This window comes from Collinsella sp. LCP19S3_A7 (genome assembly GCF_052121995.1).
Taxonomy (GTDB): Bacteria; Actinomycetota; Coriobacteriia; order Coriobacteriales; family Coriobacteriaceae; genus Collinsella.
The window spans coordinates 1-20004 of the sequence record NZ_JBQKDE010000018.1 but is presented as its reverse complement, the minus strand read 5'-3'; the positions used below and the strand labels follow the sequence as shown (position 1 = coordinate 20004).

Below are 20004 nucleotides of genomic sequence, written 5' to 3'. Positions count from 1 at the left end.
CACAGGCATGCGCAGCTTTATATATCTTCAAGCATTCGTTCATGTCGTTACCCAGTCAGCACGTCCGCGAGGCGTTCGCTCGCATGCCCATCACCATAGGGGTTCGATGCATGGCTCATAGCCTCGTACTCGGCCTGATCGCAGAGCAGGCGGCTGAACTCACGGTAGATTACGTCCTCCTCTGTACCGACGAGCTTCAGCGTGCCGGCTGCCACGCCCTCGGGGCGCTCGGTGGTGTCGCGCATGACGAGCACCGGCTTACCCAGGCTCGGGGCCTCCTCCTGGATGCCGCCCGAGTCGGTGAGGATGAGGTGGCTCGCCGCCATGAAGTTGTGGAAATCGAGGACCTCGAGCGGGTCGATGATGTGCAGGCGGTCAAAGCCGTTGAGCTCCTCGTGTGCCGCCTTGCGAACGAGCGGGTTCATGTGGATGGGGTAGATCGCCTTGGTGTCCGAATGCTCCTCCATCACGCGGCGGATGGCACGGAACATGCGATGCATGGGCTCTCCCAGGTTCTCGCGGCGGTGCGCCGTGATGAGGATGAGGCGGGAGCCCTCCGCCCACGCGAGCTCGGGGTGTGAATAGCCCTCGCGCACGGTGGTGCGCAGGGCGTCGATGCCGGTGTTGCCGGTGACCCAGATCTTGGAATCGGGTTTGCCCTCGCCGAGTAGGTTCTGCTTACTGGCCTCCGTGGGGGCGAAGTAGTACTCGCTCACGATGTCGACCGCCTGGCGGTTGAACTCCTCCGGCCAGGGGCTGTAGATGTCGTGCGTGCGCAGGCCGGCCTCGACGTGGCCCACGGGGATCTGCAGGTAGAAGCAGGCGAGCGCGGCTGCGAAGCTGGTCGTAGTGTCGCCGTGAACCAGGACCACTTCGGGCCTCTCGTCCTCGAGGACGGCCTTGAGCTTGAGCAGCACGTCGCATGTCACGTCGAACAGCGTCTGGCCCGGCTTCATGATCGCCAGGTCGTGGTCGGGAGTCACGTCGAAGACACGCAGCACCTGGTCGAGCATCTCACGGTGCTGGCCGGTCACGGTCACGACGGTCTCGAACTCATCCCTGCGCGCCTTCAGCTCGTTGACGAGCGGGCACATCTTGATTGCCTCCGGGCGGGTGCCGAAGACGAGCATTACCTTCTTTTTAGACATTGGCCTTGCTCCTCTTTAACTCCTTGCGAAGAAGTAAATAGAAACGGATGTTACCGACTAGATAGCGCTTCGCCAGGCGCTTGGGTTCCTGCATCATGCGGAAGAGCCACTCCAGGTTCACACGCTGCATCCACATTGGGGCACGCGGGATGTTGCCCGACACCACATCGAACGAACCGCCCACTCCCACGAACGCACCCTTGGCGCCAAGCTCACGGAATCGCTCGATCAGGCGCTCTTTTTTGGGCGAGGTGATGCCCACGAACACGATATCGGGTTTTTTTTGCTCAACCTCGGCGACGACATCGTCGAAATCAACGTCACTGAAGTAACCGTCCCGGTAGCCAGCGATAGTCATACCGGGATACCTCTCGACTAGTACCTCGGCAGTCTTGGCGACAACATCGGCCTTAGCGCCCAGCAGGTATACCTTGTGGCCCTCGCGCTCCGCCAGCCCGCACAGTTCCCACATGAGATCGATGCCGGCAACGCGACCGGGAAGGTCAATGCCCAGCTTCTTGGAAGCCATGACCATGGAGGCGCCGTCCGCGTTCACGATCTCGCAACGGCGCACGCAAGTGTCCATCTCAGGATCATCACGCATCTGCAGTAGCTTGTCGGCATTCACGCCAATTAGGTGGGCAAAGCACCCCTGCTTGATGAGAGCGTCGGTCGCCGCAACAGTCTGCTCCATCGTCCAAGGGTCCACGGGGGCGCCCAGGACTTCGACTCGCTCGGGGAGGTTAACCACTGAACGAGTACCTTCGTAATACCCTAATGTATCTTTAGTAAGCGCCATTTCCGCTGATAACCTCAATTACTGTGAGTAGGATAATCTTCAAATCGAACATAACGCCTCGTTTGGCGATGTATTCCAGGTCGCGGCGGACCATCCCGTCGAAACCCGTCGAGTTGCGCTCGGTAACCTGCCACCAGCCAGTAATGCCTGGTTTAACAGCCAGACGCTGCAGGTCGTACTCGGCGTACTCCGCGACCTCGCTGGGCAGAGGCGGGCGCGGGCCGACAACGGACATCTGCCCCAGGAACACGTTGACGAACTGTGGGAACTCGTCAATGGAGTGCTTCCGGATGAACTTCCCGATCTTCGTTACGCGCGGGTCTTCCTTCATCTTGAACATGGCGCCGGCGATCTCGTTCTGCTCCTTGAGTTCGGCGAGGCGCTCGTCCGCGTCTTTGTACATGCTGCGGAACTTCCACATGCGGAAAGTGGACAGGCTGCCGTCGCGGTGGGCCTGGCCCACGCGAATCTGGCTGTAGAACGGGTTGCCCTCGCTCTCCAGGCGGATGGCCGCGGCGAGCACCAGACTGGGAATGGCGATGACGGCCAGCACACAGCCGCTGAACACGATGTCGAAGGCGCGCTTGACGGTGCGGTAGGCCAGGCGCGTGCGATCCCAGTCCTTGAGGGCCTGCATGGCCTTGTAGCGCATGCTCACGTCGCCGCCGTTCATGGCCTGGGCAACGAGCACGGCCCCCACCGGCGCTCCTTCTGAATATTCAGTTTTATCTGACACTATTTCCTCAAACCTACGTCCCCGCCCCCGGGAATCCTCCCTGTTCCGTTAAACACTCGCCAGCAGCTAGGCGATCGCCTTTTTAAGGTTTCGCATTGCGCGCTGCTCGGCAGAAAGCACGGCAAGGCCAACGCGTGTAGTCACGCGTCGGCCGCACAAGTCGAGCTCCAAATAAGCAGTGCTCTTGCGTCTGTTAATGGTTTTGATAAGGCCTTCGTGGCCCAGCAGCGGACCTGCCGTCACTACGACCTGGTCGCCGTCTTTTAAGGCCTCGCTCATGGGCACTACGCGGTCTCCCTTATGCGTAAAGCCGCCAATAAGCTGGACCTCTTCTTTTGCCAGCGGCACAAACTGCCCATCCTGGGAAAGCACCCGGGCAAAGTCGTCCATGCGAAGCAAGTACTGTTGCACGCTGCGGGGATCTGCCGTATCGCAGATAAGATAACCGGGAAAGAGCGGCTTGGTCGTGATGACCCATTCGCCGTGTACTTTAATCTCGGTCTGAAATTGGGGATAAAAGAGCTCCCGAATGGCGCCAGCCGGCACCACGTGCTCAATGCGCTCGAGCATTACATTTTCGCGACCATTAATGACCTGGATCACGTACCACACGAGCACCACCCCCTTGCTGTCTTACGTGTGGCTCACGGGGTTTAGGTATGGCTTCGCCAGGGCGCTTGTGCGCGAAGGCGCTCCATATTCAAACCCTGAGCCCAGTTAGACAAGCGCGTGGCTCTGCCCCACCGTGAACGGTATGTATAAGTGCAGTTGCTAGAGACGCGGACGTGTATCGCAAAATGACCGCGACCCCAGCTGGCTGCGTGCGACCCAGTCAAGCGGGAACAAAACTGGAACGCAGGCAAACAGCTGTAGGACTGCTGCGATGAGTCATGGAATATCGAATCGAAAGAACAGCTTGTACATAGACAAGCACAAAGTCATTCGATGCGATACGCATGACGACGCTATTGGAGCTCGTGGTGTTTCTGGCACCGCCGTTACGGCCGGATGCTGATCGACCCTGCGCTTTGCGGCTTGCTGGAGCCGTGAACACAGTTGAACCCATGTAATGTTAGTTATCCTAGCACAGCAGGTAGCCCATACGTTTTGGGGTGTGTTTAGCAACATATTGGTTACTTGCCGTGGTTATGGGGGATATTGTGCCGCCTTGCACACATTGCCGCAGGTTTATGGGGGTGTGTGGGTCGATGAGCACTGCCTGAGCTGTATTACTGGCGGCATGAATTGCTCAAACTATTGTGTTTGGCTAACAAACTTTGTACAAAACGGGGAGGTAATTGCGCAACTTTTTACAGGTTGATGCGAGCGTCACTATGGATTGTAGTGTGGACACGTATGAAAAAAGGCCTTCGGTTTTCCGAAGGCCTTTGCATTCACGATGGTGGAGACGAGGGGGATCGAACCCCTGACCTCTTGACTGCCAGTCAAGCGCTCTCCCAGCTGAGCTACGCCCCCGTGACGAGGAGATACTATAGGGGAATGTTTGCGGGGATGCAAGAGATTTTTGTTGAAACTTTTTCTTACGGGTTTTCCTGGGACGGGGCTGAATTAGCTGGTTTTGGCTAAGCCAAAACCAGCTAATTAACCCACCGTCCCGATAAAACCCTCACGCGGCGATGCCTCACTTGTAGAGGAAGGCGATCGCGATGCCTTGGTGGACTTGAATCTTGGCCGTTTTCCTTACGACGTTAGAGATGCCCGTGTCAGCTAACATGCCTAGAGGGCTGTGGTCTAGCTCCCACTCTAAGCCGTGTTCGCTTACTACTGTCCCAGGGGCTATGGCGATGATGGAGAAGGTTTTGCCCTCGGCGCCCTCAATGGTCCAGGTCTCGCCAGCGTGAAGGATGCGGGCGACCACCTTGTCCTCGGCAATCCAAATGGGGGCATCCTCGTAGCCTGCAAGCAGCCCAGTTACGGAAAGCGCCATGTCCGGGCGACCGCCGGTGGCGCAGGTCGCAACCACCTCGGCACCCGGCCAGCGGCGTCGGACGGAATCGAGCGCAAGTGCCAAATCGGTATAGTCCTTGTAGGGGTCGTGGCGCTCAACCTCAAAGGCCTCGGCGGCATCGACTAACGCGCGACCGGTGTCGCTCACCGTATCAGCGTCACCAACATATACGTCGCAACCTAGTCCCGAGCCCAGCAGCGCGTCGAGCCCGCGGTCCACGGCGACAACGTGGTCGCACTCCCCCGCTAGTCGACGCAACAGATCCGCGCTCGCCACCACCGGTGAGCCGCAAACAACTAATACATTGCAAGCCACGGCCCTCGCCTATCCCTCAAACGCAAGCACGCGGGCTAAATCCAGGTCCTCATAGCTATCGATAAAGATATCGCAGTTATCGCGAACCTCGTCGCGCTCCATACGGCCGTGCGGGTCATAAATGCCCACGCGCTTAAAGCCTGCAGTGCCAGAGCTCTTAAGGCCAAAGACGGCGTCCTCAAACACCCACGCGCGCTCAAACTGGTGCCCGTGGCGCTCCTCAAGGCGGCGCAGCGCCAACTCGTACACATCGGGGAACTGCTTGGAGCGGCCCGCCTCGCCCGTCGTGGTAATAAACTCCATATAGGCGTCGAGCCCCGCACCCGCGAGTGCGGACTGCACCAGCTCGGCCGGCGTGGACGTGGCCACGCACATGGCAATGCCGGCCAATTTCGCCTGCTCCAAAAATGCCAGGAGCCCCTCGCGCGGCGGCACCTTGGAGTAGCCATCGATCAGGATGTCGCTCAGCTCGCGATACAGCTCCTCGCCATTTTCGCCAATGCCCCACGTGTCGTGGTAGGCCTGGCACTCGTCCTCGAGCGACAAATGCTCAAACTGGGCAAAATCGTCAATCGTTACATCAATGCCGTGACACCGCAATAGTTCGGGCTGCGCATAGCCCCAAACGGGGGTGCTATTTACCAGTGTGCCGTCGCAATCAAAAATAAAAGCAACATTAGAGGCGGCTGTGTGGTTCATTCGCAAACCTTTCAATGTCAAATGGTAAACAACCTGCTAAAAACGTTTTACCAAACGTAAATCTAAAACTCTTGAAACCCTAATTGGTAAAACTGTCAAGAGTTTTACCATCGCAATTCTGTCAGTGGCATAAACATGGCGCTCACCGATTAAACGCCACCGTAAATCCACTTTCGTCCATAAAACTAACGGACAGGTGTTATTGTGGTTTTTGCCGAAAGTTCCACCGAGCACGCGAGGTGGGACGACTCATAGAGCTATCGCCGTCCCTTCGATTCGTGCAGCCTTGGACCTTTCGCATCTAGTCACCAAGGCAACACGCTGCCGCGTCATGATGGGATCAAACGTGAGCGATACAAAGCTAAAGCCAGCAACTAAAAAGCCCGCTACCCGTAAAGCCGCCCCGCACGCACCGGAGCTCACCAAGGACGATGTCTATCTGTTTGGCATCGGTATGTGGGAGCGCAGCTGGGAAAAGATGGGCGCGCATCCCGACACGCAGCAGCGCACGCGCGGCTGGCGTTTTTGCGTTTGGGCGCCCGACGTTAAGAGCGTCCACGTTATCGGTGAATTTAACAATTGGGACGAACAAGCCAACCCGCTGGTGCCCGTACACACGAGCGCTATCTGGGAAGGCTTTATTCCTGGCGCCGAGCAGGGCCAGCTCTATAAATACCTCATCGAGACCAACGAGGGCGAAAAGCTCTACAAGGCCGATCCGTACGCCTTTAAGGCCGAGTGCCCTCCGGGAACGGCGAGCGTGCTGTGGACTCTCGATGGCTACCAGTGGAACGACGCCGCGTGGCTCAAGCGCCGCGCCGGCCACAACCACATGTCGCAGCCGCTCAACATTTACGAGGTGCATATTGGCTCGTGGAAGCGCCACGGAGACGAGCCACAGGGCGAGCCGGACGAGTACGGCAACTACCCCGGTCCCATGGACCCCTTCCCTGCGCAGCGCGGCGAGTTTTACACCTACGACGACCTGTCGGTGGAGCTCGTGGACTACGTGCGCGATATGGGCTATACGCATATCGAGGTCATGCCGCTTATGGAGCACCCCTTCGATGGCTCCTGGGGCTACCAGACGACCGGCTACTTTGCCGCCACGTCGCGCTACGGCAACCCGCAGCAGCTCATGCACTTTATCGATGCGTGCCACGAGGCGGGCATCGGCGTGATTATGGACTGGGTGCCCGGCGGTTTTTGCGCCGACTCCCACGGCCTTGCCACCTTTAACGGCCACATGCTGTTTGAGCACGAGATTCACCCCAACTGGGGCACGCACAAGTTTGACTTCGCCCGCGGCGAGGTCCGCTCCTTCTTGGTCTCCAACGTGCTGTACTGGATCGAGAACTTCCATGTGGACGGCATTCGCATGGACGGCGTGTCCAGCATGCTGTACCTCAACTTTGGCATTGACGATCCTGGCCAAAAGAAGTTCAACAAGTACGGTACCGAGGAGGACCTGGACGCCAGCGCGTTTATCCGTCAGGTCAACTGCGCTGTTGAGGCGCACTACCCCGACGTGATGATGATGGCCGAGGAGTCCACCGCGTGGCCGCTTGTGACCTATCCGCCGCAGGACGGCGGCCTGGGCTTCCACTACAAGTGGGACATGGGCTGGATGAACGACACCCTGCACTACATGCAGACCGATTTTCCGTGGCGCCCCGGCAACCATGGCTTGCTCACGTTCTCCATCATGTACGCCTTTACCGAGAACTTTATCTGCCCGCTGAGCCATGACGAGGTCGTGCACGGCAAGTGCTCGCTCATCGGCCGCATGCCGGGTGACTGGTGGCGCCAGTTTGCCGGCCTACGCACGCTCGCCTTCTACCAGATGACGCACCCCGGTGCCAAGCTCAACTTTATGGGCAACGAGATCGGTCAGTTTATCGAGTGGCGCTACTACGAATCTATTCAGTGGTTCTTGACCGAGCAGTATGAGACCCATGCACACCATCAGGCGTTCATTAAGGCGCTCAACCACCTGTATACCGCCGAGCCCGCCCTGTACGAGCGCGGTTACAATGACGACGGCTTTACCTGGATCGACGCGGACAACTCCAAGCAGTCCATCGTGAGCTTTGTGCGTCAGGGCGAGGACGTCGATGACGACCTCGTGATCCTGATCAACTTTGACCCGGCGGCCTACGAGAGCTTCCGAGTGGGCGTGCCGCGTGAGGGCGACTGGGAGGTCATCTTTGACTCCGACCGTCCCGAGTTTGGCGGCAGCGGCTATGCTGGCGAGGAGCCCTACACCTGCTCGAGCGAGCCCTATCCCTGGAACGGGCAGATGGACTCCATCGAGATTAAGGTGCCCAGCCTGGCAGGCGTGGTGCTTAAGCGTCGCGGCCCCAGCAGCTATAAGCCGCCCGTGGTCGAGGAGCCCAAGAAGGCGACCCGCAAGCGTGCGTCCTCGGTAAAGCCCAAGCCAGCGGCCGCCAAGAAGGCTCCGGCCAAGGCGAAGGCTACGACGACCAAGGCCAAGGCTAAGGCCGCCGCAAAGCCCGCTGCCAAGGCTACCGCGACCAAGAAGCCGGCTGCCAAAAAGGCCGCTACCAAAGCCAAGTCTGCTTCTGTTAAGTCGTCACCTAAGGATGCGTAACAAAGCCGTTACAGCTGTAATTACCCGTCCCAGCGGGGCGTAGGATACAAGTCAAAACCGTTCCGGGAGAAACATCCCCGGGGGAAAGGAACGTATGAATAAGATCTTCGACAACAAGCAGGAGTTTACCGAGCTCTATCGCGATGCCGTCATGAGCATTAGCGGCAAGAGCGTCGAGGCAGCCAGCGATCTGGATCGCTTTAACGCCCTGGCCAAGCTCGTGGCCGAAAAGGCCCGCACCGTTGCCACCAAGAGCGACGCCCGCGCCACCGCCGAGGGCAAGAAGCGCGTGTACTACTTCTCGATTGAGTTTTTGATTGGACGCCTGCTCGACAACTACCTGCTCAACTTTGGCGTGCGCGACATGGTCGCCGAGGCGCTCGACGATATGGGCCTTGACCTGTCCGTCATCGAGAGCCAGGAGCCCGATCCGGCGCTGGGCAACGGTGGCCTGGGTCGTCTGGCCGCATGCTTCCTGGATTCCATGGCAGCCGAGGGCATTGCCGGCTACGGCAACGGCATGCGCTACCGCTACGGCCTGTTTAAACAGGAGATCGTCAACGGCAGCCAGGTCGAAACCACCGACGAGTGGCTCACCAACGGCTATCCCTGGGAGGTCCGTCGTCAGGACAAGGCCGTGACCATTAAGTTTGGTGGCCGCGTCGAGGGCTTTGAGGAGAACGGCCGCACGTTCTATCGAACCGTGGACACGCAGGACATCCTGGCCGTCCCTTATGACATCCCCGTGGTGGGCTATGCCGGCGAAACCGTCAACAAGCTGCGCGTCTGGGCCGCTGAGCCGGTCGAGGAGCACTTTGACCTTGAGGCCTTCAACCGCGGCGACTACGCCCTGGCCGACGCCGAGCGCGCCGAGGCCGAGGCCATCAGCGCCATCCTCTACCCCAACGACGCCGGCGAGCACGGCCGTCTGCTTCGTCTGAAGCAGGAATACCTGTTTGTCTCGGCCGGGATCTATAGCCTGCTCGACACCTTTGAGAAGGAACACGGCGCGAACTGGGAGCTGCTGCCGCAGTTTGTAGCCATCCACACCAACGATACGCACCCCGCCATGTGCGGCCCCGAGCTTATGCGCATCCTCATCGACGAGAAGAAGCTCGAGTGGGATGACGCCTGGAACATCGTGACGCAGGTCGTGAGTTACACCAACCACACCATCCTGCCCGAGGCCCTGGAGAAGTGGCCCATCGGCACGTTCTCCAAGCTCCTCCCCCGTGTGTACCAGATCATCGACGAAATCAGCCGTCGTTGGCATGAGTCGTTCGATACTACGCAGGAGGGCTGGCAGGAGCGTCTGCGCCAGACCGCCATCCTATGGGACGGCGAGGTTCGCATGGCCAACCTGTCCGTGATCTGCAGCCACAGCGTCAACGGCGTGGCCAAGATTCACTCCGATATCATCAAGAACAATGTGCTCAAGGACTTCTATGCCTTAACGCCCGAGAAGTTCAACAACAAGACCAACGGCATCTCGCACCGTCGCTTCTTTGCCGAGGCCAACCCCACCTACGCCAAGCTCGTGACCGAGGCCATTGGCGACGGCTGGCTGAAGGACGCCTTTGAGCTGGAGAAACTTAAAGGTTTTCAGAACGACACCGAGTTCCTGAAGGCCGTGGGTGCCTCCAAGCGCACCAATAAGGAGCGCCTTGCCGCCTACGTTAAGGCAGAGACCGGTCTGGTTATTGACCCCAACACCGTCTTTGATGTTCAGGTAAAGCGTTTTCATGCCTACAAGCGCCAGCTCATGAACATCATGAAGGTGATGGACATCTACAACCGTCGCATCGCCAATCCCAACTTCCACGTGACACCGACGACCTTTATCTTTAGCGGTAAGGCTGCCTCGAGCTACACCTTTGCCAAGGAGACCATCCGCCTGATCAACTCGGTGGCCGAGGTCATCAACAACGACCCGCGCGTCAACGAGGTCATGAAGGTCTGCTTTATCCCCAACTTCCGCGTGAGCAACGCACAGCTCATCTACCCTGCCGCCGAGATTTCGGAGCAGATTTCCACAGCTGGCAAGGAGGCCTCGGGCACGTCCAACATGAAGCTCATGATGAACGGCGCCATTACGCTGGGCACCCTCGACGGCGCCAACATCGAAATCGCCGATTTGGCCGGCCGCGAGAACGAGGCGATCTTTGGCCTGACCGCTCCCGAGGTCGAGCAGCTCTGGGCATCGAACAGCTACTTTGCGTGGGACACGCTCAACAATGATCGCGAACGTCTGGGCCGCGTGATGGATGAGCTCAAGGACAACACGTTTGCCGGCCTTTCGGGCAACTTTGAGAGCATCTACAACGAGCTTATGAACAACAACGACCCCGACCTGGTTATGGCAGACTTCCGCAGCTACGTGGATGCATGGGAGAAGCTCACGGGCAGCTATGGCGACCAGGAGACCTGGAACCGCAAGGCCCTGCTCAACACCGCCTCGAGCGGCTGGTTCTCGAGCGACCGCACCATTCGCGAGTACCGCGACGAGATCTGGCACGCCTAAAGGCCGCGAGTTCCCTTTGCCGCACGGCATTACTCGACGGGCGCGACCGAGCGCCGCGCCCGTCGCTAATGGTTTTAGGAACATCGATGACAGAAGGAGAATTCGATGAGTAAGAAAGAATGCATCGCGATGCTCCTCGCAGGAGGACAGGGCAGTCGATTGGGGGCACTCACCCAAAAGATCGCTAAACCGGCGGTTAGCTTTGGTGGCAAGTTCCGCATTATCGACTTTTCGCTGTCTAACTGCTCCAATTCGGGCATCGACACGGTGGGCGTTCTGACGCAGTATCGTCCCTATCTGCTGCATGCCTACGTGGGCTCTGGCGAGGCGTGGGATCTGGACAGCCGCGACGGTGGCGTGTCGATCCTGCCGCCGTACGAGACGCAAACCGGTGGCGCATGGTATGCGGGCACGGCCGACGCCATCACGCAGAACCTCGACTACATCAAGTCCAACGACCCCAAGTACGTCCTGATTCTTTCGGGCGATCATCTGTACCGCATGGACTACCGCAAGATGCTCAAGACGCACATTGAGAACAACGCCGACCTCACGGTGAGCGTTATGCCCGTGCCGTGGGAGGAGGCCAGCCGTTTTGGCATCCTGACCACCGACCCCGAGGACGGCCGCATCACCAAGTTCACGGAGAAGCCCGAGAAGCCCGATTCGAACCTCGCGTCCATGGGCATCTACATCTTCTCGGCCGACGTGCTGGTCAAGGCGCTCGAGGAGGACGCTCTGGACCAGCGCTCGAGCCACGACTTTGGCAAGGACATCATCCCCAAGCTGCTCGGCGAGGACAAGCGCCTGTACAGCTACGAGTTCCACGGCTTTTGGAAGGACGTTGGCACCATCGCCAGCTTCCACGAGACCTCGATGGACCTGCTGGGCAACAACCCCGAGTTCGATCTGTTTGACAAGAGCTTCCCCATCATGTCCAACATCACCACGCGTCCGCCGCACTACATTGGCCCGGACGGTCGCCTGGACGACTGCCTGGTCTCAAATGGCTGCAAGATCTACGGCACCGCTCGCCACTCGATCCTTTCGACCGATGTCATCATCGAGGAGCGCGCCGTGGTCGAGGACTCCGTGCTGCTGCCGGGTGCGCACGTTAAGAGCGGCGCGCACATTTGCCGCGCTATTTTGGGCGAGAACTCCACGGTCGAAGAGGGCGTGAAGCTCGGCTCTGTCGATACCACCAAGGATACGGCCGTCGTTGGAAATGACGTCGTTGTCGGGAAGGGGGAATGATCCGATGATCAATCGCAAGGCCATCGGCTATATCACCGCTAACTACTCTTCGACCTACGGCAGCGTGCTGCTCAAGGATCGCCCCATCGCGTCCGTTCCGTTTTTGGGCCGCTACCGCCTGATCGACTTTCCGCTGTCCAACATGATGAATGCCGGCATTAAGACCGTCGGTGTTGTCATGCCGGGCAACTACCGCTCGCTGATCGACCACGTGGGCTCGGGCAAGGACTGGGGCCTGGACCGCAAGAAGGGCGGCCTGTTCATGGTGCCCGGCAACGCGTATGGCACCACCAAGGGCGGCATGCGCTTCTTGCTCCGCGACATCATCTCCAACAAGACGCTGTTCCAGCGCTCGGACAAGCCCTATGTTGTGATGATGGGCACCAACGTCATCTTTAACATGGACCTCAACACCATTATCGAGGCGCACGAGAAATCCGGTGCCCAGATGACCGTGGTGTACTGCAAGGCCACGCACAACGTCGAAGACGAGACCAAGCTCGATATCAACGAGAACGGCCGCCTGACGGGCGTAAGCGCCGGCGTCGCGTACGGCGACAACGCCTCTATGGACTGCTGCATCGTCAACCGCGAGACGCTGCTCGAGATCATCGACCACTACCAGTCCGCCGACTATCTGGACCTGCTCGAGGCACTCCAGGGCGACTTTGGCAACATCGACGTGTGCAGCTACAAGTACAAGGGCGAGGTCGTGGGCGTGTTTAGCGAGAAGTCGCTGTATCGTCGCAGCATGGACCTGCTCGACCAGACCGTGGCCGATCAGCTCTTTGACCCCGAGCGCCCGATCCTGACCAAGGCCCACGACGTGCCGCCTTCGCGTTACGCGACCGGCAGCCACGCCTGCAACTCGATCATCTCGGCCGGCTGCATCATCAAGGGCACCGTGCGCAACTCGATCCTGTCGCGCGGCGTTGTGATCGAGGAAGGCGCCTCGGTGACCAACTCGATCATCAACCAGAGCTGCATCATCAAGAGCGGCGCCCGTGTTGAGAACGCCATCCTGGACAAGAACAACGTGGTTCCCACCAACACCGAGCTTCGCGGTACGCCCGAGAACATCCTGGTGCTGGGCAAGGCTCCGTTAACTTCCGATACCACCATCGCTCGTTAACGTTGGCACCACATAATCGCACGAAACTTGTAGAATAGTCGCCCGGTTAGCGCCAGGCGGCTATTCTCGAATTGCAACATGGGAGACATAATGGCACAAACCAGCAAAAAGATGCAGATCGTGTTTGCCTCGGCCGAGTGCGCGCCGTTTGTTAAGACCGGCGGCTTGGGTGACGTGGCGGGCTCGCTGCCTGCGGCACTCGTGCGCGCTGGCGCCGAAGTCATTGTGATGGTGCCCAAGTACGCCACCATCAAGGACGAGTACAAGGCGCAGATGGAGCACTTTGCCGACTTTTACGTGAGCCTGAGCTGGCGCAACGAGTACTGCGGGTTGGAGAAGCTCGAGCACGACGGCGTCACCTATATGTTCGTGGACAACGAGCACTACTTTGCGCGCGACTATCCCTACGGCTTCTTTGACGATGGCGAGCGCTTCGCGTTTTTCTCCAAGGCCATCACCGAGAGCCTGCAGCACCTGCCCGAAGGCTTTGAGTGCGACATCCTGCACTGCAACGACTGGCAGACGGCGCTGGCGCCCGTGTTCTTGCGAGAGTTCTACCAAGGCCTGCCGCTGTACGACCGCGTCAAGACCGTGTTCTCGATCCACAATGTGGCGTTCCAGGGTCAGTTTAGCGACACCGTGATGGAAGACATACTGGGTATGGCGCATATTCCGGCAGCCGCCACGCAGCTGCGCTGTGACGCCTGCAGCATTAACTATATGCTGGGCGCGCTGCACTATGCCGATGCCATCACCACGGTGAGCCCCACCTATGCGGGCGAGATCCAGACGCCCGAGTTTGGCGAGGGCCTGGACGGCGTGCTGCGCGAGCGTTCGTACGCTCTGCAGGGTATCCTCAACGGCATTGACGTTGTGGGTTTTGATCCGGCGACCGACAAGCGCATTGCCGCCAACTACACGGTTGATGACCGCGCGGGGAAGGCCGTATGCAAGGCCAAACTGCAGGAGGAGTTGGGGCTCGAGATTCGCGACGACCGCCCGCTTATGGTGATGGTCACGCGCCTGACGCGACAGAAGGGCATGGACCTGGTCATGTACGCGCTCGACCGCATCCTGTCCGGTGGCGTTCAGGTGGCCGTGCTGGGTACCGGCGACCGCGACTACGAGGACGGCCTGCGCTACTTCCAGTACAAATACCCCGGCACCATGGCGGCGCGTATCGAGTTTGACCCGGCACTTTCGCAGCGCATGTACGCCGCCGCCGATATGTTCCTGATGCCCTCGAAGTTTGAGCCCTGTGGCCTTTCGCAGATCATCGCCATGCGCTACGGCACCCTGCCCATTGTGCGCGAGACCGGTGGCCTGAAGGACACCGTTCAACCGTACAACGAGTTTACCGGCGAGGGCACGGGCTTCTCATTTAGTCACTTTAACGGCGACGAGATGGGCGACGCGGTGTTCCGCGCGGCTCGCCTGTTCTGGGATAACCGCGAGGCCTGGAATCAGCTGGTCACGCAGGCCATGAGCCAGGACTTTAGCTGGACACGTTCGGCCGATAAGTATCTGGACCTGTACTTCTTTATGCACCCAGAGATTGAGAGGCCGGTGGCAGTGGAGGCTGCTGCGGCTGTGGAGGAGCCGGTGGCTGTGGAGGCTGCTGCGGCTGTGGAGGAGCCGGTGGCTGTGGAGGCTGCTGCGGCTGTGGAGGAGCCGGTTGCTGCCGAGGCCGAGCCTGCGGCACCCGTTAAGGAGCCCGCTGCTGCCGAGGAGCCCAAGGCCGAGGAGAAGCCGGCTGACGATGACGAGGTAAAGCCCACGGCGAAGCCTGCCGCCAAGAAGACGACGACCCGCAAGACGACGGCTAAGAAGGCCACGACCACGAAGGCCGCTACGAGCAAGACCACTACTGCCAAGGCAACCACCACGCGTAAGCGTACGACCGCCGCTGCCAAGAAGGCTGTCGAAGCCGAGGCCGCTCCCGAGGTAAAGGCCGAGGCCACCGCTGAGGCTACCACTGCCGAGGCTAAGACCGCGGCAAAGGCTCCGGCCAAGACCGCAGCCAAGAAGACGACCGCGACCAAGACCGCAACCAAGACCGCAACCGCCAAGAAGGCCACGGCTACGAAGTCGCCGGCGACCAAGGCTGCTACGACGAAGGCCGCCGCGAAGACGACCCCGAAGGCTGCTGCAAAGCCCGCCGTCAAGGTCGAGGAGGCGCCCTCCGAGACCAAGGCCGAGGCAGCGGTCGAGGCAAAGTCGGCCGCCAAGACCACCACACGCAAGCGCGCCACGACAACGGCCAAAAAGGCTACGACCACGACAGCCGCTCCCAAGGCAGAGGCTAAAGCCAAGGACAAACCCGCAGTAAAGGCCGAGCCGGAACCGAAGGCCGCCGAGGTCAAGACCGCTCCAAAGGCTTCGGCAAAGACCGAACCCGCCAAGAAGGCCCCGGTCTCCCCCGCCGCTCCAGCCGAGGAAAAGGCTCCGACCAAGAAGACCTCCGTCCGCAAGGCAACGGCCACCCGTAAGCGCCGCTAGCCCATAGACGATCTAAAACCTAATAAAAACCCTAAACAAGGGGCGCTCCAACCGGGCGCCCCTTCTCTGTAGATAGTTGGTAAAACGATTTTCTAGGACAACCGTTCGCCGATAGTGAGCGACTGTAGTTTATACAACTAAAGTGCAACGGATATACTTATGCACTGTGCGTTAAGCCCATGACCCGCTGGCCATGATTGTATAGAACTGGACCGTACTATGAGATTGATACACAACAGCCGCCTGACGCAGTTTCGCACTCCTTTTGGCGCTGTGAGCACTGGAACTTCCGTTTCGCTTTCGGTGATTTTGGAGGATGCCGACCCCAACCAGGCAACGCTCACCCTGCGCACCTGGGTTGACGGCATCGGAGAGACCTTGATCCCCATGGAGCACAAGGGCGATGGCATCTTTACCGGTGAGCTCAACTGCGCCGAGCCCTGTCTTGTATGGTACAGCTTTATATGCAATATCGAAGGCCAGTCCGAGGTCCGCTTGGGTGCACCGCAGGGTCGCACCGGCGGCGAGGGCGTTGTATACAACTACGCCGAGGTTCCGTCCTTCCAGATTACCGTCTACAAGCACCGCGAGAACCGTCCCACCTGGTACGAGCACGGCATGGTCTACCAGATCTTCCCCGACCGCTACGCCCGCGACGAAAACTGGCGCGAACGCACGCTGGCCGAGGTCGAAAAACCGCGTAAGGGAATCCAGCGTCGCATGGTCGAGGACTGGAACGAGCCGCCCGTGTACGAGCGTGCCGAGGACGGATCCATCAAGACCTGGGATTTTTACGGCGGCTCTCTCAAGGGTATCCAAAATGACCTGCCCCGCATCGCCGAGCTGGGCTTTACGGCCATCTACCTCAATCCGATCTTTGAGGCCGCGAGCAACCACCGCTACGACACGGCCGATTACACCAAGATCGACCCGATTCTGGGAACCGAGCAAGACTTTACGGAGCTATGCGAGGCGGCCGAGAAGCTCGGCATTTCCATCATCCTGGACGGCGTCTTCAACCATACGGGTGACGACTCAATCTACTTTAACCGCTACGGCAACTATCCCGGCGTCGGCGCGTGGCAGAGCGAGGACTCCCCGTGGCGCGATGCGTTTACCTTCCACGAGGACGGTTCGTATGACTGCTGGTGGGGCGTGAGCAATATGCCCGCCCTCAACGAGAATTCCGAGCTCGTGCGTAAAAAGCTTCTGGGCAAGGACGGCGTCATTCGCAAGTGGCTGCGCGCCGGTGCCCACGGCTGGCGACTCGATGTGGCCGACGAGCTTTCCGATGACTTCCTGGCCGATATCAAGGCCGCCGTGCTCGAAGAGAAGCCCGATGCGCTGCTGCTCGGCGAAGTCTGGGAGGACGCCTCCAACAAGATCAGCTATGGCCATCTGCGCCGTTATCTGCAGGGCTCCGAACTCGATTCCGCCATGGACTACCCCTTCCGCGACATGGTCATCGGCTTTTTGATGGGCTACAGAGATGCCTATCAGGCTGCCGAGGACATCGAGACACTGCACGAGAACTACCCGCGCGAGGCACTGGCCTGCGCGCTCAATCTGCTTTCGAGCCACGACCGTCCGCGCATTATCTCGGTGCTCGGCGGTGGTCCCGACGAGTCGCAGCTACCCGAGAGCGAGCGTAGCAAATGGCGCTTGGACGAGAACTCTATGGACCTGGCCAAGAGGCGCTTTTGGTTGGCGACGCTCATGCAGATGACCTTCCCCGGCGTGCCCTCGATCTATTATGGCGATGAGTACGGCCTGGAGGGCCTCACCGATCCGGGCAACCGCCGTACCCTGCCGACAAAGGACCAGCTCCACGATTTCGATACGTTGGCCATCGTGAAGAACGCATCCGCCCTGCGCCGCGCGTTGCCGTTTATGGTTGACGGCGAGATCAAGGCCTTCGCGCTTAACGACGACGTCCTAGCCTACACCCGCACGGGCAAAGACGGCGAGGCTGCGACTGTTATCGTCAATCGCAGCCTGCGCAATTCGCACCGCGTGACGATTCCGGCGCTCGGTGAATGCGCGAGTGACGTGATCAGCGGCCACGAGTGCGAGATCCACAACGGTACGGTCACGCTCGACCTGTACCCGCTGGGCTCTTCGATCATCTATCACCATGCCGAGAGGCGCCTGCAGGAGCCGCTCGATCATGGCGCGGGCGTCGTGTGCCACATTACCTCGGTGCCGACTGACGATGGCAAGCCGGGTACGATCGGCGCGCCCACGCGCCGCTTTATCGACCACCTGGCCGCCATGGGCATGCGCTACTGGCAGGTCCTGCCCGTCAACCCGACGGATTTCTTCCGCTCCCCCTATGCCGGACCCTCGGCTTTTGCGGGTAACATCGACCTGCTGCCCGAAAGTCACGAGGAGCTGGCCGCCGACTTCGCTTCTTGGAAGGCCCACGGTGGCGAAGATGCCGACCCGCTGTACACCGCGTTTAAACATCGCAATGCCGATTGGCTCGAGAAGTACTGCGTCTACATGGCCGTTAAGAAATATTTTGAGGGCGAGTCGCGCCACAATTGGCCGGCAGATGTCGCGCGCTACAACGAGCATCTGATCGACGACAAGCGCTTCCACGACGAGGCCGAGCTTCAGGCCTACATGCAGTACCGCTTTGACCTGGCTTGGTGCGAGCTCATGAACTATGCGCACAAGAAGGGCATCGAGGTCATCGGCGATATCCCGATGTATGTATCGGACGATTCGGCAGATGCGTGGAGCGAGCCCGAGAACTTCTGGCTGTCCGATACCGGCAAGGCAATCGAGATCTCCGGTGCGCCGCCCGACAACTTTGCGCCCGAAGGTCAGGTGTGGGGAAACCCCACCTTCCGCTGGGATCACATGAAGGAGAGCGGCTATCGCTGGTGGCTCGATCGCCTGCGCCGAGCGTTCGCGCTCTACGACCGCGTGCGCCTGGACCACTTCCTGGGCTTCCACAACTACTTTAGCATTCCCGCTGGCAAAGCCTGTGCCGACGGCCGCTGGCTTGCTGGTCCGGGCAAGGACCTGTTCCAGACCGCCTACGACGAGCTGGGTCCGCTCAATTTTATTGCCGAGGATCTGGGCTATCTGACGCCTGGCGTTCGCGCTATGGCTTCGACCTGCGGTTTTCCCGGCATGGACGTACTGGAGTTTAGTGACTACGACGTTCGCTGCGGAATTCATCCCACGCCGGGCAAAATCCTGTACACCTCGACGCACGACACTTCGACGCTCGCTGGCTGGTGCACGCGCTCCTTTGCAGGCGGCGACGAGTCGAGCGGTGCTGAGGTGGCGGCCAAACTGATGGGCGACGCGCTCGCAAGCGATGCCCCCCTGGTGATGATGCCGCTGCAGGATGTGCTGGGGCTGGGCGACAACGCACGTATGAACGTGCCGGGTGTAGCCACAGGCAACTGGACGTGGCAGGCACAAGAGGCAGACGTTGCGGAGGCCGAAGAGAAAACTGCGAAGCTCCTGCGCAGCACCCATAGATTCTGGGGCGAAGCGTGATAAAACCCCCGATATGGGGTACAGTTACAAACGTTTGAATTTTTGCGGGCAGAGCGATCTGCCCGCTTTGTGCTGAAAAGGAAGTATTATGGCGCGCTACGAATATAAGTGCACGAGCTGCGGCAACGTTTTTGAGGTTGAGCACCCCATGTCCGAGACTCCCGAGGTCGTATGCCCCAGCTGCGGCGCCCCGGCATCCAAGACGTTCTCGGCCAGCGGCATTAAGTTCGACGGCAGCGGTTTCTACAACACCGACCAGCGCAGTGGCGGGTCCAGCACCAGCGCCACAAGCGGCTGTTGCGCCGACTGCCCACATAACCACTAGCGATAAGCGACCCCGCGTTCAAGCCCGATCGCGGGGTCGAATTTTTCAGGAATGTCCCACGCCCCGGCGACTGGTCTGGGGTTGCGCCACAAAAACGGCCTATCTACTACGTTTGACCCGTATGGTCCGAGCACACCTGCGTTTTTACAAAATCGACGAGCCGTCTACCTGCGGTTTTGATTTCGCTAAATTTGGCATGGTTGAGGGTAATGGGTTTAATGTAGTAGATAGGCCCATTTCGTGGCGGGCAGGTCATCTTGAAACGTAGGGTAGCTAATTTGGGACGGGGCTTTTTTAGCTGCCCCAGCTGATAACGCAAATGTTTGGCCGACTGGCGGCCAGGGCAGCTAAAAAAGCCCCGTCCCAAATTGAACTGCACCCCAAAACTTGGACGGCTTAAATAAGAACTACGCCGCAAGGGACTGTCTCCGGAACTCCTCCGGGGTCAGTCCCTTCAGTTTAACCTGGCGCCTCCTCGTG

Annotated in this window: 14 protein-coding genes and 1 tRNA gene; 7 read left to right on the top strand and 8 right to left on the bottom strand. The window is 59.6% G+C overall.

All coding sequences use genetic code 11. From position 1 onward, the window contains the following. Window positions 1-47 precede the first annotated feature (47 nt). From wecB to ACTQV3_RS07895, 7 genes are all read right to left on the bottom strand, one after another. Entirely contained in the window at window positions 48-1148 is a 1101-nt protein-coding gene (gene wecB / locus ACTQV3_RS07925) for a non-hydrolyzing UDP-N-acetylglucosamine 2-epimerase (RefSeq protein ID WP_441536079.1), read from the bottom strand. Then, window positions 1141-1842 (bottom strand): WecB/TagA/CpsF family glycosyltransferase, encoded by a 702-nt coding sequence (locus tag ACTQV3_RS07920; protein ID WP_441536081.1) that lies wholly within the window; start codon window positions 1840-1842, stop codon window positions 1141-1143. The genes wecB and ACTQV3_RS07920 overlap by 8 nt, the downstream gene beginning before the upstream one ends. Window positions 1843-1933: 91 nt before the next feature. Then, entirely contained in the window at window positions 1934-2647 is a 714-nt protein-coding gene (locus ACTQV3_RS07915; protein WP_441536083.1) for a sugar transferase, read from the bottom strand. 102 nt (window positions 2648-2749) lie between these two features. Then, entirely contained in the window at window positions 2750-3295 is a 546-nt protein-coding gene (locus ACTQV3_RS07910) for a transcription termination/antitermination NusG family protein (protein ID WP_441536084.1), read from the bottom strand. Between the two features lie 788 nt (window positions 3296-4083). Then, window positions 4084-4159: transfer RNA gene (locus ACTQV3_RS07905), tRNA-Ala, on the bottom strand. 166 nt (window positions 4160-4325) lie between these two features. Next, window positions 4326-4967 carry a thiamine diphosphokinase gene (locus ACTQV3_RS07900; RefSeq protein ID WP_441536086.1) on the bottom strand — a complete coding sequence of 214 codons (642 nt, stop codon included), beginning with the start codon at window positions 4965-4967 and terminating at the stop codon, window positions 4326-4328. Between the two features lie 9 nt (window positions 4968-4976). Continuing rightward, on the bottom strand, window positions 4977-5666 hold the full coding sequence (locus ACTQV3_RS07895) for an HAD family hydrolase (RefSeq protein WP_441536088.1): 690 nt from the start codon (window positions 5664-5666) through the stop codon (window positions 4977-4979). Between the two features lie 331 nt (window positions 5667-5997). Between ACTQV3_RS07895 and glgB the strand changes: the two genes are divergently transcribed. The 7 genes from glgB to ACTQV3_RS07860 all read left to right on the top strand — a co-directional run bounded on the left by glgB (window position 5998) and on the right by ACTQV3_RS07860 (window position 19524). Next, the gene (gene glgB / locus ACTQV3_RS07890; RefSeq protein ID WP_441031236.1) at window positions 5998-8277 is read left to right on the top strand and encodes a 1,4-alpha-glucan branching protein GlgB; all 2280 of its coding nucleotides are present in this window, start codon (window positions 5998-6000) and stop codon (window positions 8275-8277) included. A gap of 94 nt (window positions 8278-8371) precedes the next feature. After that, window positions 8372-10798, top strand: a complete 2427-nt coding sequence (locus ACTQV3_RS07885; protein ID WP_441048450.1) for a glycogen/starch/alpha-glucan phosphorylase — start codon at window positions 8372-8374, stop codon at window positions 10796-10798. 105 nt (window positions 10799-10903) lie between these two features. Beyond that, complete coding sequence (locus tag ACTQV3_RS07880; RefSeq protein WP_154518056.1) at window positions 10904-12052, top strand: glucose-1-phosphate adenylyltransferase; 1149 nt, start codon at window positions 10904-10906, stop codon at window positions 12050-12052. 4 nt (window positions 12053-12056) lie between these two features. Further along, window positions 12057-13184 (top strand): glucose-1-phosphate adenylyltransferase subunit GlgD, encoded by a 1128-nt coding sequence (gene glgD, locus ACTQV3_RS07875; RefSeq protein ID WP_441068899.1) that lies wholly within the window; start codon window positions 12057-12059, stop codon window positions 13182-13184. A gap of 90 nt (window positions 13185-13274) precedes the next feature. Then, complete coding sequence (gene glgA / locus ACTQV3_RS07870) at window positions 13275-15683, top strand: glycogen synthase GlgA (protein WP_441536091.1); 2409 nt, start codon at window positions 13275-13277, stop codon at window positions 15681-15683. Between the two features lie 219 nt (window positions 15684-15902). Beyond that, window positions 15903-19199, top strand: a complete 3297-nt coding sequence (locus ACTQV3_RS07865; protein ID WP_441068903.1) for a 4-alpha-glucanotransferase — start codon at window positions 15903-15905, stop codon at window positions 19197-19199. 88 nt (window positions 19200-19287) lie between these two features. Next, entirely contained in the window at window positions 19288-19524 is a 237-nt protein-coding gene (locus ACTQV3_RS07860) for an FmdB family zinc ribbon protein (protein WP_154518065.1), read from the top strand. A 407-nt stretch (window positions 19525-19931) separates the two neighbouring features. Here the strand turns inward: ACTQV3_RS07860 and ACTQV3_RS07855 are convergent. Then, window positions 19932-20004 (bottom strand): IS3 family transposase (locus ACTQV3_RS07855; RefSeq protein ID WP_441015707.1); only part of this gene is annotated, 73 nt, incomplete at its 5' end.